Source organism: Stella humosa (assembly GCF_006738645.1).
GTDB classification, from domain to species: Bacteria; Pseudomonadota; Alphaproteobacteria; order ATCC43930; family Allostellaceae; genus Allostella; species Allostella humosa.
The window spans coordinates 1,539,254-1,554,386 of the sequence record NZ_AP019700.1; the positions used below are offsets into that span (position 1 = coordinate 1,539,254).

The 15,133-nt window shown below is 69.4% G+C and carries 14 protein-coding genes; 6 read left to right on the top strand and 8 right to left on the bottom strand.

All coding sequences use genetic code 11. The annotated features are described in order from the left end of the window. Positions 1–7: 7 nt before the first annotated feature. On the bottom strand, positions 8–460 hold the full coding sequence (locus STVA_RS07210) for a PqqD family protein (RefSeq protein ID WP_123689281.1): 453 nt from the start codon (positions 458–460) through the stop codon (positions 8–10). A 44-nt stretch (positions 461–504) separates the two neighbouring features. Continuing rightward, complete coding sequence (locus STVA_RS07215; RefSeq protein ID WP_123689280.1) at positions 505–1,962, bottom strand: glycosyltransferase family 4 protein; 1,458 nt, start codon at positions 1,960–1,962, stop codon at positions 505–507. Positions 1,963–2,060: 98 nt separating this feature from the next. On the opposite strand from STVA_RS07215, the gene STVA_RS07220 reads away from it, so the two are divergent. Beyond that, positions 2,061–2,333 (top strand): hypothetical protein, encoded by a 273-nt coding sequence (locus STVA_RS07220; RefSeq protein ID WP_123689279.1) that lies wholly within the window; start codon positions 2,061–2,063, stop codon positions 2,331–2,333. 87 nt (positions 2,334–2,420) lie between these two features. Here the strand turns inward: STVA_RS07220 and STVA_RS07225 are convergent, their stop codons facing one another. From STVA_RS07225 to hisI, 6 genes are all read right to left on the bottom strand, one after another. Beyond that, a complete protein-coding gene (locus STVA_RS07225; RefSeq protein ID WP_123689278.1) occupies positions 2,421–3,980 on the bottom strand; it encodes a glycosyltransferase family 39 protein in 1,560 nt (519 codons plus the stop codon). Between the two features lie 61 nt (positions 3,981–4,041). After that, positions 4,042–4,500 carry a GtrA family protein gene (locus tag STVA_RS07230; RefSeq protein ID WP_170216412.1) on the bottom strand — a complete coding sequence of 153 codons (459 nt, stop codon included), beginning with the start codon at positions 4,498–4,500 and terminating at the stop codon, positions 4,042–4,044. Beyond that, positions 4,497–5,318, bottom strand: a complete 822-nt coding sequence (locus STVA_RS07235) for a glycosyltransferase family 2 protein (RefSeq protein ID WP_123689865.1) — start codon at positions 5,316–5,318, stop codon at positions 4,497–4,499. The genes STVA_RS07230 and STVA_RS07235 overlap by 4 nt, the downstream gene beginning before the upstream one ends. Beyond that, positions 5,308–6,384, bottom strand: coding sequence for an NAD-dependent epimerase/dehydratase family protein (locus tag STVA_RS07240; RefSeq protein ID WP_123689276.1), 1,077 nt, complete (start codon positions 6,382–6,384; stop codon positions 5,308–5,310). The genes STVA_RS07235 and STVA_RS07240 overlap by 11 nt, the downstream gene beginning before the upstream one ends. Beyond that, positions 6,384–7,508, bottom strand: coding sequence for an NAD-dependent epimerase/dehydratase family protein (locus STVA_RS07245; RefSeq protein WP_123689275.1), 1,125 nt, complete (start codon positions 7,506–7,508; stop codon positions 6,384–6,386). Before STVA_RS07245 ends, STVA_RS07240 begins: the two co-directional genes overlap by 1 nt. A 97-nt stretch (positions 7,509–7,605) precedes the next feature. Next, positions 7,606–8,028: a phosphoribosyl-AMP cyclohydrolase gene (hisI, locus tag STVA_RS07250; RefSeq protein WP_123689274.1), complete on the bottom strand. Its 423-nt coding sequence runs from the start codon at positions 8,026–8,028 to the stop codon at positions 7,606–7,608. Between the two features lie 217 nt (positions 8,029–8,245). Between hisI and STVA_RS07255 the strand changes: the two genes are divergently transcribed. From STVA_RS07255 to STVA_RS07275, 5 genes are all read left to right on the top strand, one after another. Next, positions 8,246–9,268: an amino acid ABC transporter substrate-binding protein gene (locus STVA_RS07255; RefSeq protein ID WP_123689273.1), complete on the top strand. Its 1,023-nt coding sequence runs from the start codon at positions 8,246–8,248 to the stop codon at positions 9,266–9,268. Between the two features lie 113 nt (positions 9,269–9,381). Beyond that, positions 9,382–10,572, top strand: coding sequence for an amino acid ABC transporter permease (locus STVA_RS07260; RefSeq protein WP_123689272.1), 1,191 nt, complete (start codon positions 9,382–9,384; stop codon positions 10,570–10,572). Positions 10,573–10,575: 3 nt separating this feature from the next. Then, positions 10,576–11,685: an amino acid ABC transporter permease gene (locus STVA_RS07265; protein WP_197735811.1), complete on the top strand. Its 1,110-nt coding sequence runs from the start codon at positions 10,576–10,578 to the stop codon at positions 11,683–11,685. After that, positions 11,682–12,470 (top strand): amino acid ABC transporter ATP-binding protein, encoded by a 789-nt coding sequence (locus STVA_RS07270; protein ID WP_276330458.1) that lies wholly within the window; start codon positions 11,682–11,684, stop codon positions 12,468–12,470. Before STVA_RS07265 ends, STVA_RS07270 begins: the two co-directional genes overlap by 4 nt. Before the next feature lie 103 nt (positions 12,471–12,573). Then, positions 12,574–15,093, top strand: a complete 2,520-nt coding sequence (locus STVA_RS07275) for a 5'-nucleotidase C-terminal domain-containing protein (RefSeq protein ID WP_123689271.1) — start codon at positions 12,574–12,576, stop codon at positions 15,091–15,093. Positions 15,094–15,133: the final 40 nt, after the last annotated feature.

Consider the following 15,133-nt stretch of genomic DNA (forward strand, 5'->3'; position numbering starts at 1 on the left):
GGGGCTGCTAGGTCGTCTTGGCCGCCGGGTGCGGCCAGCCCAGGTCGTCGACCTCGTGGATGGGGTCCAGCGTCAGCAGGTCCTGCATCTCGGTGAAGCGCTCGACCACCGGGGGCGTGAAGGGCGTACCGGCCGCCGGCAGCAGGGCGGAACGATCGGCGGTGATCGCCGGTGGCTGGTCCGATCGCAGCAGCAGGTCGTCGGCCACCAGCGCTTCGACCAGGCCGGCCACCGCCGCTGCGGCTTCGGCCGGCGCCAGCCCGTACTGCTCTTGGGTCCACTGGGTTACCTGCGCGATGGATCGGCCGCCCTCGATGCCGGCCCACATGGCCGCACCCGTGCCGCGCAGGCTGAAGTAGAAACCGCTGACCGTGTTCACCAGAACCACCTCGCCGTCGATCACGTCATGGGCGATCAGGTTGCGGTTGATGTGCAGGTAGCAGGGTGGTTCGGCGGTCATGCGGCAGGGCTCCTGCGGGCCTGTTGGGGGGCGCGGCTCGGCCGTCACGATAGCGGGTCCGGCGGTACGCCGTCATCGCGCATATTGGCCAGGCGGCGGCCGGCACGCTCAACTGCGGCACCGGCTGCGATCGCGGCGGCGAGTTCGCGGGCCGCTGCCGGGATGCGACCTTCGGCGGCCAGCACAAGACCGGTCCAGTAGCGCAGCATGCCGTCGTCGGGCATGCCGTTGCGCTGGTGGAACAGCCCGCCCTCGACCCGCACCTGATCGGCGGGCAGGGCGGCGATCGCCGCATCGGCCCGATCGTCGCCCGCGAGGCTGTCGCGAAACGCCTTTCCCCATGGCCCGAGCGCGTCGGCGAAGCGCCGGGCGGCCGGGAAGGGTGGTGGCGGCTCGGGCGACGCCGGCCGTGTCCGGACAGGGCCGGCGGTGACCTCGCCCAGGATGGCGGCGAGGCGGGCGCAGGTGCGCCCGGCATCGAACTCGCGGCGCGCGTGGCGGGCCGCACCGGCCCCCAGGCGAGCGCGCAGCCCGGGGTCGGCATGCAGCAGGGCCAGGGCCGCGCCGTACTCCCGCTCCGGCACGACCAGGCCGGACACCTCATGCTCGACCATGGTGGGAATGCCGCCATATGGCAGGATCACCGGTGGCAGGCCGGCGGCCATCGCCTCCTGCAGGCTACGGTCGCTGCTGGAATAGGTGTCGGGCGCCAGCGGATAGCCGAACACGTCCGATCCGGCCAGGACCGGCACCAGGTCGCGGACATGGCCGCGCAGGTCGAACCGTTCCGGCGCGCCGGCTGCGGTGGCCGCCGCCGTCAGGGCGGGTTCCCCGCCACCGCCGCCGCAGAGGACGAAGCGGGCGTCTGGCAGGCCGGCCGACAGCGACAGCGCGACGAAGTCCGGGTGGATCTTGCCGGGCCCGACAGTGCCGACATAGGTGACGACGAAGCCCGCATGGGGCACCGGCGCCAGCCCTTGCAGCGGCTCCAGGTTGGCCGGCGCGCGCAGCACCTCAGCCGGCGCCGGCAGCGTCATGCCGGCGAGTGGCGGCAGAAGGGCGGTGCAAGGCGCGGTCAGCAGGATGCGGTCGGCCCGCCGGGCGAGCGCTGGCGGCACGACCTGCGGCGGGGCGGTGCCGGCCACCTGGATCCAGGCGACCACGGGCACCCGCGGCGGCAGGCGCTCGATGAAGGCCAGCGAGGCCGGCGTCGTCCAGAAGTGCAGCAGGATCACGTCCGTCGCGGCCAGTGCGGCTGTCTCGGCCGCCGGGCCGGGCAGGAGGGCGACGCCGCCGCGTGCCAGCTCGATCCGGATGAGGGGCGAGACGATGGCTTCCAACGGCAGGACCCGGTGCTCGGCCGCGAACCCGGCCGCCTGGAGGCGACGGACGGTGGTGGCCATCGAGCCGGCGGCCCCGCCCGCGCGCAGATGCGGGATGACGTGGAGGATGCGCAGCGCCCGGCTGCCGCATGAGTTGCCGCCGGATGAGTCGATTGCCATGAAATTCTTCCGAAGGGGGCAAAACCGCCCGGCCGGTGGGGGCGACTATCGCTCAACCCCGGTGCGACACCCGCCCGGCCATCCAACAGGAGACCAAGATGATCAAGACCGCAATCGCCGCCGCCCTGCTTTCCGTGACCTTCGCCGGTGCCGCGCTGGCCTCGATGGACGAGGGCAAGTTCGGCCAGATGCTTGACGACGGCAAGTTCGGGCAGAACACGGACGAGGGCAAGAAGGGCTCGAACATGGACGAAGGCAAGTACGGCCGGAACCTCGACGACGGCAAGTTCGGCGCCGACATGGATGAGGGCAAGAAGGGCGCGAACCTCGACGAGGGCAAGCTCGGCGCCAACGGCATGGACAGCTTCTGACACGCTGTCGCCGGTTGCGCCGCTGCCCCAGACGACCGGCTGGCCAGACGGCTCGCCGGTCGTTCCCGCTTGCGGGCGGCGCTTCCCCTACGAGCCGGCCATGCAGCGGCCCATCCAGAACCGTCGGTTGTCGGCGATCGTGCAGGCATGGATCGGCACCGACTCCTCGCACTCGTTGGGTGCGGGCCGGACCTTGATGAAGAGCACGGGGCGCTCGGCCCGGATCGCCTTCCAGTTGTCCTGTGAGCAGCCGCCCAGCTTGTGGCCGGCGTCCTTGCCGATCATGAAGGCCGGGCGCTCGGCATAGAAGGCGATGTCGGCCATCCAGTCGTTGCCGGTGACGACGATGGGGCCGGGGGGGTAGTTCCCCTCCTTGATGTGGCGCGCGATCTCCAGCGGACGGGCCGCTTCCGGCCAGTGGGGTGCGTTCGGCATCAGGCGGCGGACGAGATAGATGGGCGCATCGCCGCGGCGGGCCGCCTCCAGCGGTCGCCAGCGCAAATCGAGGTCGATCCAGGTCGCCACGACCAGCGCCGGCATGGCCAGCGCCATGATCCAGGTCCGCCGGCCGAGCAGCCGTACCAGGACCACCAGCCCCCAGGCCGCCAGCACCACCAGCACCGGCAGGATCGCATAGCTGTAGTAGTCGTGGACGACGTAGAGGTTGATGAAGACCGCCGGCCCGAGGGCGGCGGGCAGCGCCCAGGCCAGCCGGCGCGGATCGCTCAGCGAACCGAGACCCCCGACGACCACCGCCAGCAGCGCGGGCAGCCCCAGCGCGGTGATGCCGACGGTGATGGCGACCGCCTTCCACGATTCGAATTGCAGGCGTTGCGCCCAGGTGCCGAAGCTCCATTCCAGCATCTCGGGCGACACCAGGCCGAGCCCGCCGACCAGGTTCTCGCGCTTCACCAGGTCGGCCCAGCCGGTCCAGGCGAAGGCCGCCATCATCGGCAGGGCGGCCGCGAACAGCAGCACGCTGACGTCCCGCAGCCGCCATTCGGACGGGACCCAGATCCGCCGGCCGATGGCATAGAGCAGGCCCGCCGCCGGCAGATAGAGGACGAAGGTCGTGACCTTCACCATCGCCGCCAGCACGCCGGCCACGGCCGCCAGCGCGATCAACGACGCGAACCGCGGCGAGCGGCTGGCGCGGTCGACCAGGTCCATGTGCAGCAGCGACAGGGCCACCACCATGGATTCGATCATGGCGCTGGTCGACCAGAAGACCGCATAGGGCAGGGCCAGCCACAGCAGCACGGCCCCGTCTGCGGCCGCCGTCGAGAAGTGGCGTTGCGCCAGCCGATGCAGCGGCCAGGCCGCCAGCAGGTGGAAGGCGAAGGACACGCCCCGGCAGGCGGCCGTCACGGCCGCGACCGAATCCTGTCCCAGCAGTTTCAGGATGGCCGCCGCGATCGCTTGGTAGAGCGGGAACTCGAGCGGGATGGACGGGTGGGTCGTGCCGAACAGCGGCAGTGGCGGCCGCAGCAGGTCGATGCCGTCGCGCAGGTACCAATAGACGGTGAGCGCGGTCTGGGTCTGGCGGAACGCATGCTGATCGATCAGCGGCGCCGTCCAGGTGATGAAAAGATGGGCAACGGCGACCAGCGCCGCCGCGCCCAGAACGAACGACCGGGCGGAGAGCAAGGAGCGGCGTCCTGTCTGTGGCGGTTGGGGCTGGTGTGCCGGGGGCCTAGGGGGGCCGGGCCTACGGAACTCGGGCGTCGTCTATCGGTCCGCCACCGGCAAGCCGGTTGCCGACCCGCCAGCTTGCCTCCGGTATCCGGGCCGAGAAGACCAGCAGCCGGCGACCCAGGAAATTCCAGGCCAGGACGGGCGCCACGGCCGAGATCTTCGCCAGAACGGGGGCGGCCCCCAGGGCCAGCAGCAGCCAGACGAAGCCGGTGTTGAGGCCGAGCCCGACCAGTGCCACGAAGGCGAAGCGCAGCGCCTCCTGCCCGCGCGAGATGCCGCCGCTCTGGAAGGCGATGACGTTCGAGAGGACATAGTTGGCGCCGGACGCCACGACGAAGCTGGCGACGGAGGCGGCGATTACCGCCATGCCGGCTTCGAGCAGCAGCAGGAAGGTCGCCAGCTCGACCAGGAAGGCCGAGCCGCCGACCACGAGGTAGCAGGCGAACTGCAACCGGATGTCGGTGCGGTTCATCGGTGCCACACCTGCAACTGGCTTTCCCGCAGGTCGTGACGGTCGCGATAGTCCTGCCGCGACAGCCATTTCTCCAGCAGGCAATAGAGGATGATGAAGAGGTAGCGCGAGCCCATCTCGCGCACCTTGAACTTCGACAGGCCTTCCTTGCGGTTGATCCAGCCGTTGGGCTCGACCGCGTAGCGATAGCCGCGGACGATGGCCTTCAGCGGCAGCTCGACCGTCAGGTTGAAATGGTAGGCCAGCAGCGGCTGCAGGCCCGCGATCACCGACCGGCGGTAGAGCTTGAAGGCGTTGGTGACGTCGTTGTAGCGGATCAGGAAAAGGCTGCGGATCACCTGGTTGCCGAAGCGGTTCATCACCAGCTTGGGCCAGGGATAGTCCGACGTGCTGCCGCCGCGCGAGAAGCGGGTGCCGAAGACGCAGTCGTACCCTTCCTGGAGCCGGCGGTAGAAGCGGACCAAATCGTCCGGCGGGTCCGACCCATCGGCCATGACGATGGCCACCGCGTCGCCGCGGAACTCCGCCAGGCCGGTGCGCACCGCCAGCCCGAAGCCGTTGGGCTTGGGGTTGTTGACGTAGCGCACGGCCGGGTTGGCGGCCGCCATCCGCTGGAGGATGGCCTCGGTCGAATCGCGGCTGTTGTCGTTGACGACCAGGATCTCGTGGGCGATGCCGGCGGCCGAGAGCGCTGCCACCAGGGCGTCGATCGTGCCCTCGATCTGGCCTTCCTCGTTGTGGGCGGGAATGACGACGGAGAGGAGGTCGGCGATGCCCGCCTTCTCCCACTCGGCGAGCGACCGGACCTCAAGCGGCATCGTGCGCCAGCCTTCGCTCCACGGCCGCATGCATCTGGTCGAGGATGCCGTCCAGGTCGTAGCGGTAGCGCCAGTCGGGGAAATCCGCCTGGAAGCGCCGCGTGTCGCTGACCCACCAGATATGGTCGCCCGTGCGCGCGTCGTCGGAATAGCTCCAGCGCATCGGCCGGCCGGTGCGCCGTTCGCAGCCGGCGATCGCCTCCAGCATCGAGCAGTTGGCGTGGCGCCCGCCGCCGATGTTGTAGACCGAGGCCGGCCTTGGCCGCTCGACGAAGGCCCAGAGTGCCGCGGCCAGGTCGTCGGCGTGGATGTTGTCGCGCACCTGCTTGGCCTTGTGGCCGAACACGGTATAGGGCTTGTCGGTGACCGCGCAGCGCATCAGGTAGGCGAGGAAGCCGTGCAGCTCGGCGCCGCTATGGTCGGCCCCGGTCAGGCAGCCGCCGCGAAAGCAGGCCGTGCGCAGGCCGAAATAGCGCCCATACTCCTGCACCAGCAGGTCGGCCGCGGCCTTGGAGACGCCGAACAGGCTGTGCAGCGTGCCGTCGATCGACATGTGCTCGTCGATGCCGTGCCGGGCGTAGGGGTGGGCCGGGTCCAGCTCGAACCGCATCTCCTGTTCCACCAGCGGCAGGTCGTTCGGCGTGTCGCCATAGACCTTGTTGGTGCTGAGGAACACGAAGGCGGCGTCCGGCGCGTGCTTGCGGGTCGCCTCCAGCAGCACCAGCGTGCCGTTGGCATTGACCGAGAAGTCCATGATCGGGTCGCGCGCCGCCCAGTCGTGCGACGGCTGGGCCGCGGCATGGACGATGGCCTTGATCGACCCGGCATGGTCGGCAAAGACGCGGTCGATGGCGTCGGCGTCGCGGATGTCGGCCGAGACGTGGCGATAGGCGGGGATCTCGCGCTCCAGCACCTGGCGGTTCCAGGCGGTGCTGGCCGCCTCGCCGAAGAAGTGGCGACGCAGATCATTGTCGATGCCCACGACATCCAGGCCCTGGGCGGCAAACTTGCGGACGGCCGCGGCTCCGACGAGCCCGGCCGACCCTGTGACGATGGCGACGGCCATCACGCCTCGCTTTCCTGCCCCTGCCCGCTTGTCCGGTGTCCGCCCGACATGCCGAGAATGGGTTCCAACAGACTCCGATGGTCGGTCAACCATCGGAACACTTCTTCCAGTATAGCGTCCAACGGGCGTTCGGGCACCCACCCGGTCGCCGCCCGCACTTCGCCCGCATCCGTGACGTACCATGGCACGTCGGCGGGGGCGGTATCGGCGACGCCGCCGATGGTCCTGGCGTCACCGCCGCGCGTGCCGCACAGCGCCGACAGCTCGCGCAGCGACAGGCTGAGATCGCGCCCGCCGCCGACATTGTAGGTGCAACCGGCATGCCGATCGAGCTGGCCTAGCTGCCGGTCGAGCAGGGCGTACAGGTCGGCCACGTGCAGGATGTCGCGCACCTGCAGCCCCTCGCCGCCGAAGCCCATGTAGGATAGCGGCCCGCCATAGAGGTGGCGGGCGGCCCACAGCACGAAGAAGCCCTGGTCGACCTTGCCCATCTGCCACGGGCCGGTCAGCACGCCGCAGCGGTTGACGACGGTGCGCAGCCCGTACATGGCGCCGTACTCGTGCACCAGCAGTTCGCTCGCCAGTTTGGTCGCCCCATAGAGCGAGCGGGCGCCATCAAGCGGGAAGGCACGCGCGATGCCGGTCGCCGACCAGCCGACGCCGGCGGCATCGGCCGCCAGGTCGAGCCTGTTGCCGCGCCGTTCCAGCGGCAGCGCGCGCAGGCCGGCGATGGGATAGACCCGGCTGGTCGACAGGAACAGCATGTCGGCGCCATGGCGGCGGGCCGCTTCCAGGCAACGGGTGGTGCCGCCCAGGTTGGTGTCGACCAGGTATTCGCCGCCGCCGGCATAGCCCGCATGCACCGAAGGCTCGGCCGAACAGTCGACCAGCAGGTCGAAGGCCCCGGCGTCGGCCAGGTCGGACGCCTGGCGCACGTCGCCATGCACGAACTCGACGCCGCCGGCCGCCAGCCGGGCCAGCGCCAGTTCGCTGCCGCGCCGCTTCAGGTTGTCGAAGGCCAGCACCCGCGCGCCCGGCCGGTCGCGCTTCAGCAGGATGGCCAGGTGTGAGCCGACGAAGCCGGCCCCGCCCGTCACCAGGATGGTCTTGTGGTGGCTCGCCATGCTTGCCGGTCGACTCCGATCACGCCAGAAGCGCCACCCATGGCACGGCTGGCCTGCGAATGAGAAGCGCGATGGCGTCGCAACCTTCGCCCGATGCTCAGAAGCGGTCCTTGTCGGATGACGCGCCGGGGCCGTAGAGGGCGTCGGGGGCGACCAGCACCGGGGCGACCGTGCGCAGTTCGCCGTCGCGCCAGGCCCGGAAGAAGCAGTTGCGCCGGCCGGTGTGGCAAGCGACGCCAGCCTGGTCGACCAGCGCCAGCAGGGTGTCGCCGTCACAGTCTACGCGGAACTCGACCAGGCGCTGCACTTGGCCCGAGCTCTCCCCTTTGCGCCACAGGCGAGCGCGCGACCGCGACCAGTAGCAGACGCGGCCGGTGCGCACGCTCTCGGCCACGGCCTCGCGATTCATCCAGGCGACCATCAGCACCTCGCCCGTGTCGTGCTGCTGGGCCACCACGGCCACCAGGCCGCGATCGTCGAACGTGATGGCGTCCAGCAATGGCTGGCACGGCTCCTGCACGGCCGCCCCGCATGCGTCATTGCCCAAAGTGGGGTCGTTCAAGCCTCGTCTCCCGCATTCCTGGTGCCGATTGCCTTCGGCGCGTGGGGTGGTATCGTAATTCAATTGCCCAGGTTCCGCAGGGGGTACGGGCCGGATGTCAATATTAGTTGGGTCCGTGTGCGGGGGCAGGGGCGAGATAAGGGCAAAGCAACCGTTTCAGGGAAGGTGGGAAAATATGAAAAAGCTCAGCATTATCGCTGCCGGCGCCGTACTCGCGGCGACGGTCGCCGGACCGGCGCAGGCCGGCAAGACCCTGGACACCATCAAGCAGCGCGGACAGTTGATCTGCGGCGTCAGCCAGGCGACCGCCGGTTTCTCGCGCCCGAACAACCAGGGCGTCTGGGAAGGCCTGGACGTCGATTTCTGCCGCACCGTCGCGGCCGCGATCTTCGGCGATGCCACCAAGGTCCGCTATGTGTCGACCACTTCGCCGCAGCGCTTCCCGGCGCTCCAGTCGGGCGAGGTCGACATGCTGTCGCGCACCACGACGGCGACGCTCACGCGCGACACGGTGAACGGCTTCAACTTCGCCCCGGTCACCTTCTATGACGGCCAGGGCTTCATGGTGCCCAAGAAGCTCGGCGTGAAGAGCGCCAAGGAACTGAACGGCGCCACCGTGTGCGTCACCCCCGGTACCACCACCGAACTGAACCTGGCCGATTATTTCCGCGCCCAGAAGATGCAGTTCAAGCCGGTCGTCATCGAGAAGTTCGACGAGATCAAGGCGGCCTACTTCAGCGGCCGCTGTGACGTCTACACGACGGACGCCTCGGGCCTGGCGTCGCTGCGCGCGGTCGACGCCCCGGTGCCGGAGGACCACATCATCCTGCCCGAGATCATCTCCAAGGAGCCGCTGGCGCCGACGGTCCGGCACGGCGACGAGGAGTTCGCCGACATCGTGCGGTGGTCGGTCTATGCCACGATCGAGGCCGAGGAACTGGGCATCAGCTCCGCCAATCTCGAGCAGATGCTGAAGAGCGAAGACCCCAACATCAAGCGCTTCCTCGGCGTCACCCCCGGCAACGGCAAGGCGCTGGGCGTCGACGAGAAGTGGGCCTTCAACATCATCAAGCAGGTCGGCAACTACGGCGAGATCTTCGACCGTAACGTCGGCAAGGGCACGCCCCTGAAGCTGGAGCGCGGCCTGAACGACCTGTGGACCCGTGGCGGCCTGCAGTATTCGCAGCCGTTCCGGTAAGCCCGGCCCGATCTGCCCGACCAGTATCTGAACGCGGCACGCCGCCGACCCGGGGAGGGGGACGGCGGCGTGCCGCGGACAGTTCCGGCTTCATCGCGGAAGGGGGATACGCTATGGCCGTCCAGTATGGCGGTCGCCCGGGCCATGCCCGTTGGCGGCTCTCCTGGAACGACCGCAACGTGCGCGCGGTCGTCTATCAAGCTCTGGCCCTGGCCGCCGTCGCGGCCGGCATCTGGTACTTCGTCGACAACACGCTGGCCAATCTGCGGCGCCTCGGCCTGGCATCGGGCTTCGGGTTCATGGACCGCGAGGCGGCCTTCCCGATCGGCGAAGCGCTCATCGACTACACGCCCGCCGACACCTATGCGCGGGCACTCCTGGTCGGCATCGTCAACACGCTCTACGTCTCGGCGATCGGCATCGTCATCGCCACCGTCCTGGGCACCGCCATCGGCATCGCCCGCCTGTCCCAGAACTGGTTGGTCCGCAAGATGTCCTCGATCTACATCGAGGTCGTGCGCAACACGCCGCTGCTGCTGCAGCTCTTCTTCTGGTACATGATCTTCCTTGAGATGCTGCCGACCTTCCGGGAGGCGCTCCAGCCGGTCACCGGCCTCTATCTTTCCAACAGCGGCCTGCGGTTCCCGGTGCCCGCCGCGGCACCCGGCTGGACCCTGCTGTCTGCCGGAGCCCTGGCCGGAACCGTCGCAGCGTTCCTGACGGCCAACTGGGCGCGCCGACGGCAGGAGGCCACGGGGCAGCAGTTTCCCAAGCTCTGGGCCGGCATCGGCATGATCGTCGGCCTGGGGGGGCTGGGCTGGCTCGTGGGCGGGGCGCCCACGACCTTCGACTGGCCCAAGCTCAGCCGCTTCAGCTTCACCGGCGGCGCCGAGATCTCGCCCGAGTTCATTGCCCTGCTGCTGGGCCTGGTGATCTACACCTCGGCCTTCGTGGCCGAAATCGTGCGTGGCGGCATCCTCGCCATCTCCCAGGGACAGACGGAGGCCGCCTACGCGCTTGGGCTTCGCCGCGGGGTCGTTCTGCGGCTGGTGATCCTGCCGCAGGCGCTGCGCGTCATCATCCCGCCGATGACCAGCCAGTACCTCAACCTCACCAAGAACAGCTCGCTGGCGGTGGCCATCGGCTATCCCGACCTGGTGCATCTCGCCAACACGACGATCAACCAGACCGGCCAGGCGATCGAGGGCATTGCCATCATCATGGCGGTCTACCTGACCATCAGCCTGTCGATCTCGCTCTTCATGAACTGGTACAACCGGCGCGTCGCGCTGGTGGAGCGCTGAGCCATGGCCGAAATCGCGCATGGCGGCCAGGCCGCCCCGTCCCTCCGCCCGCCGGCGATCGAGATCGGCGTCATCGGGTGGATGCACAAGAACCTGTTCGGCAACGTCTTCAGCTCGATCCTGACGATCCTGGCCGGTGCCGCCATCGTCACCACGGTGCCGGGCATCATCGACTGGGCCATCATCCGGGCGGTCTGGGTCGCCGACAACTCGGCGCCTTGCAAGGTCGCCGGCGCCGGGGCCTGCTGGGCCTTCATCGCCGACAAGCATCGCCTCATCTTCTTCGGCACCTATCCCTATGCCGAGCAGTGGCGGCCCCTGGCGGCCACCGTCATCCTCCTGGGCCTCATCATCGGCAGTTGCGACCGGCGGCTGTGGTCCCGCTGGCTGATGGCCTACTGGGCGGTCGGGCTGGTGGCGGTCGGTGTCCTGATGTGGGGCGGCGTCTTCGGCCTGACCTATGTCTCGAACCTCGACTGGGGCGGGCTGCCGCTGACCATCATCATGGCGGTGGCGGGCTGCATCTTCGCCTTCCCCATCGGCCTCCTGCTGGCGCTCGGGCGGCGGTCGGAGATGCCGATCATGCGCTGGCTCAGCGTCGCCTATATCGAGCTGATCCGCGGCGTGCCGCTGATCACCGTGCTGATCACCGCGTCGGTCATCTTCCCGCTGTTCCTGCCGGACGGGGTCAGCATCGACAAGCTGCTGCGCGCCCAGGTCGGGCTCATCCTGTTCGAGGCGGCCTACATCGCCGAGATCGTCCGCGGCGGCCTGCAGGCGGTTCCCCGCGGCCAGCACGAGGCGGCCGATTCGCTGGGCCTCGGCTTCTTCCACAAGCAGCGCAAGATCATCCTGCCGCAGGCGCTCCGCATGGTGATCCCGCCGCTGGTCGGCAACTTCATCGGCCTGTTCAAGAGCACGACGCTGGTCATCGTCATCGGCCTGTTCGACCTGCTGAACAGTGCCAAGGCGGCCCTGACCGACCTCAACTGGCGCGGCTTCTCGATCGAGCTCTACATCTTCACGGCGGCGATCTACTTCATCTTCTGCTATTCGATGTCGAAATACAGTCAGGCGCTCGAACGCGACCTCAACAAGGGAACCCGGCGATGACGCAAGCCATGCAGGCACACGAACTGGCCCCGCGTGCCGAACTCGGCGGCGAGGTGATGATCGAGCTGCGCCAGGTCAACAAGTGGTTCGGCGAATTCCACGTCCTGAAGGACATCAACCTCCAGGTCCGCCGTGGCGAGCGCGTGGTCGTGTGCGGCCCCTCCGGGTCGGGCAAGTCGACCATGATCCGCTGCATCAACCGCCTGGAGGAACACCAGAAGGGCCAGATCATCGTCGACGGGGTGGAACTCGGCAACGACGTGAAGAACGTCGAGCAGATCCGCCGCGAGGTCGGCATGGTGTTCCAGAGCTTCAACCTCTTCCCGCACCTGACGGTGCTGGAGAACCTCACGCTGGCGCCGATCTGGGTGCGCAAGGTGCCCAAGCGCGAGGCCGAGCAGACGGCCATGCAGCTACTGGAGCGGGTGAAGATCCCCGAGCAGGCCAACAAGTATCCGGGCCAGCTCTCAGGCGGCCAGCAGCAGCGCGTGGCGATCGCCCGCAGCCTCTGCATGAAGCCGAAGATCATGCTCTTCGACGAGCCGACGTCGGCGCTCGATCCCGAGATGATCAAGGAAGTGCTGGACGTCATGGTGCAGTTGGCCGAGGACGGCATGACCATGGTCTGCGTCACCCACGAGATGGGCTTCGCGCGCACCGTCGCCGACACGATGATCTTCATGGACCGGGGCGAGATCGTTGAGACGGCCCCCCCGTCGCAGTTCTTCCACGATCCCAAGAGCGAGCGCACCCGGCTCTTCCTCAGCCAGATCCTGCGCCACTGACGGCACTCGCCCGTGCGGTGAATCAAAGGGCGGCCGCGGCCGCCCTTTCGATTCCAGTAGGGCGGGTGCCCGTGGCACATTGGCGGCCAATCAGGGGGAATTGATGGCCGCAGTCACCTTCCAGATCGTCCATGTCGGCGATTTCGAACTCGAAACCGCCAATCTCGACCGCGCACAGCGCCTGGCGGCGATCGTCGACGGGCTGGTGCGCCAGCAGCCGGACAGCTTGGTGCTGTCGGTTGGTGGCAACTTGTTTCCCGGACCATTGCTGACGGCCGGCGGCGATCCGGCCGTCGAGGATGCCCTGACGGCGGCCGAGGATGCGCGGTTCGGACTGCCGGCCGGGTCCTTCGCCGGGCTGGCCGCCGCACCCGGGCGGGTCGACGTGGCGGTGCTGAACGCGATCGGCATCCAGGCATCGGCCCTGGGCAACCAGGAATTCGACCAGGGCACCGGCGTGCTGGCGGGTGCGATCGGGACCGACGGCGCCGGCCTGGGCGTTGCGGGCGTGCGCTGGCTGGGGGTGGAATTCCCCTATCTTTCGGCCAATCTCGACGCGTCCGGCGATGCCGCGATGGTGCCGCTGGTAACCGGCGCGATCCGCGACGGCGGCGACTTCGCGCCGGTGCCGGGTGATCTGGACGGGGCGGCGGACGGGGCAAAGATCGCGCCCGCCACCATCCTGGAGGTGGCGGGCGAGCGCGTCGGCGTCGTCGGCTTCACCAACCCGCAGCTCGATTTCATCTCGTCGTCGGGCGGCGTCACCGTCGCCGACACGCCCGATCTGGCGTCGCTGGCGGCCCTGCTGCAATCGGTCGTCGACGAACTGCGCGACCAGGGCATCGACAAGATCGTGCTGCTGGCCAATCTGGGCGACGTTGCGGCCGGCAAGGCGCTGGCGCCGCTGCTGGCCGGCGTCGACGTGGTCATCGTCGACGGCAGCGACACGGCGCCGGCAGAGTATCCCGTGCGCCTCAGCGGCGCCGACGGCGACCCGGTGCTGCTGGTCTCGACGGCGGCCAGCTACAACGGCGTCGGCCGGCTCGAGCTGTCGTTCGACGATGCTGGCCGGATCGTGGCCGAAGGCGCGGCCGGCGTGGTGCCGACGACCGATGCTGCCGTCGCCGAACTGTGGGGGGCGGCCGATCCCTATGCGCCCGGCACGCGCGGCGGCGTGGTGGCCGACCTGATCGGCGCGGCGCGCGACGTGATCTTTGAGAAGGATGGCGACATCGCCGGCCGCAGCACGGTCTTCCTCGACGGCCGGGCCGAGCGGGTGACGAGCGAGGAGACCAACCTGGGCGACCTCGTCACCGATGCCGACCTCGCGCGTGCCCGCGCGATCGACCCGCTGGTGCAAGTGGCCTTCAAGAATGCGGGCGCCATCGGCGAATCGATCGGCCGCATCAGCCACGAGGCGGACGGCACCTACCGCTTCCTGCCCTCGGCCGCCAATGCCGCGGTCGGCAAGGCGGAGGGCGACATCTCCAGCCTCGACATCGACAGCGTGCTGCGCTTCGACAACCGCCTGACGACCGTCACGTTGAGCCGCGCGCAGTTGCTGGCGACACTGGAGCATGCGCTGGCGGATGGCGTGCCCGGCCAGTTCCCCCAGGTCTCGGGGATCCGCTTCAGCTTCGATGCCGACCGGCCTTCGGGCGATCGCATCCTGTCGGCGGCCCTGGTCGACGGCGACGGCCACGTGACCGATGTCCTGGCGCGCGACGGCGAACTGGTCGGCCTGCCCGACCTGCCGGTCCGCATCGTCACCATCGCCTTCCTGGCCGAGAACGGCGACGGCTACCCGCTGGTGGATTTCATCGCGGCCGACCCCGACTTCGCCGACCGCGTCGACCTAGCCGACGGCGCCGGGCCGGTGACCGAGCAGGGGGCACTCGCCTGGCATCTGGCCGCGGAATATGCCGACACCCCGTTCGCCCAGGCCGAAACGCCGGCCGACGCCGACGGCCGCATCCAGAACCTGGACGCGCGCGCGGACGCGGTGCTGGAAGGCCCCTACGATCTCGTCGGTACGGCCATCGGCGACCATCTGGTGGGCAGCGATGCCGCCGACACCCTGTCGGGGCGCGACGGCGACGACGTGCTGGAGGGGGGCTCCGCCGGCGACCTGCTGCTGGGCGGTGCCGGGTTCGACATCCTGCTGGGTGGCGACGGCGCCGACTTCATCCTGGCCGGCGCCTTCGGCGACCGCATCGACGGCGGCGACGGCGACGACCTGTTGCTGGCCGGCAATCGCGGCACCGACAGCATCCGCGGCGGCGCCGGCAACGACCGCCTGGCCGGCGGCCAGGATAACGACACGCTGGAGGGCGGTGCCGGGGCCGACACCCTGTCGGGGGACCGCGGCGACGATCTGCTGGCCGGCGGCGACGGTGCCGACCGCTTCGTGTTCGCCGCCGGCTCGGGCCACGACGTGATCCTGGACTTCGACCCGGCGGAGGACCGGATCGTCCTGGCCGCCGGCACGACCTATGCCGTGCAGGTGGCCGACGACGGCGACGCGCTGCTGGTCCTGGGCGATGGCGGCACCGTCGAACTGCACGGATTGGCGCCGGCCCAGGTCCAGCCGGCGATCGCCGACCTGATCGTCTGGGCGGTCTGAGGGCCGTCGCGGAACGGACGCCGAACCGTCGCATTCCCTT

What these genes read in the sequence shown, in the direction of transcription:
- STVA_RS07270 (WP_276330458.1), top strand. Translation starts at nt 11,682, where the DNA reads ATGACGCAAGCCATGCAGGCACACGAACTGGCCCCGCGTGCCGAACTC.
- STVA_RS07260 (WP_123689272.1), top strand. Translation starts at nt 9,382, where the DNA reads ATGGCCGTCCAGTATGGCGGTCGCCCGGGCCATGCCCGTTGGCGGCTC.
- STVA_RS07255 (WP_123689273.1), top strand. Translation starts at nt 8,246, where the DNA reads ATGAAAAAGCTCAGCATTATCGCTGCCGGCGCCGTACTCGCGGCGACG.
- STVA_RS07220 (WP_123689279.1), top strand. Translation starts at nt 2,061, where the DNA reads ATGATCAAGACCGCAATCGCCGCCGCCCTGCTTTCCGTGACCTTCGCC.
- STVA_RS07215 (WP_123689280.1), bottom strand. Translation starts at nt 1,962, where the DNA reads ATGGCAATCGACTCATCCGGCGGCAACTCATGCGGCAGCCGGGCGCTG.
- STVA_RS07210 (WP_123689281.1), bottom strand. Translation starts at nt 460, where the DNA reads ATGACCGCCGAACCACCCTGCTACCTGCACATCAACCGCAACCTGATC.
- STVA_RS07275 (WP_123689271.1), top strand. Translation starts at nt 12,574, where the DNA reads ATGGCCGCAGTCACCTTCCAGATCGTCCATGTCGGCGATTTCGAACTC.
- STVA_RS07235 (WP_123689865.1), bottom strand. Translation starts at nt 5,318, where the DNA reads ATGCCGCTTGAGGTCCGGTCGCTCGCCGAGTGGGAGAAGGCGGGCATC.
- STVA_RS07265 (WP_197735811.1), top strand. Translation starts at nt 10,576, where the DNA reads ATGGCCGAAATCGCGCATGGCGGCCAGGCCGCCCCGTCCCTCCGCCCG.
- STVA_RS07245 (WP_123689275.1), bottom strand. Translation starts at nt 7,508, where the DNA reads ATGGCGAGCCACCACAAGACCATCCTGGTGACGGGCGGGGCCGGCTTC.
- STVA_RS07240 (WP_123689276.1), bottom strand. Translation starts at nt 6,384, where the DNA reads ATGGCCGTCGCCATCGTCACAGGGTCGGCCGGGCTCGTCGGAGCCGCG.
- STVA_RS07230 (WP_170216412.1), bottom strand. Translation starts at nt 4,500, where the DNA reads ATGAACCGCACCGACATCCGGTTGCAGTTCGCCTGCTACCTCGTGGTC.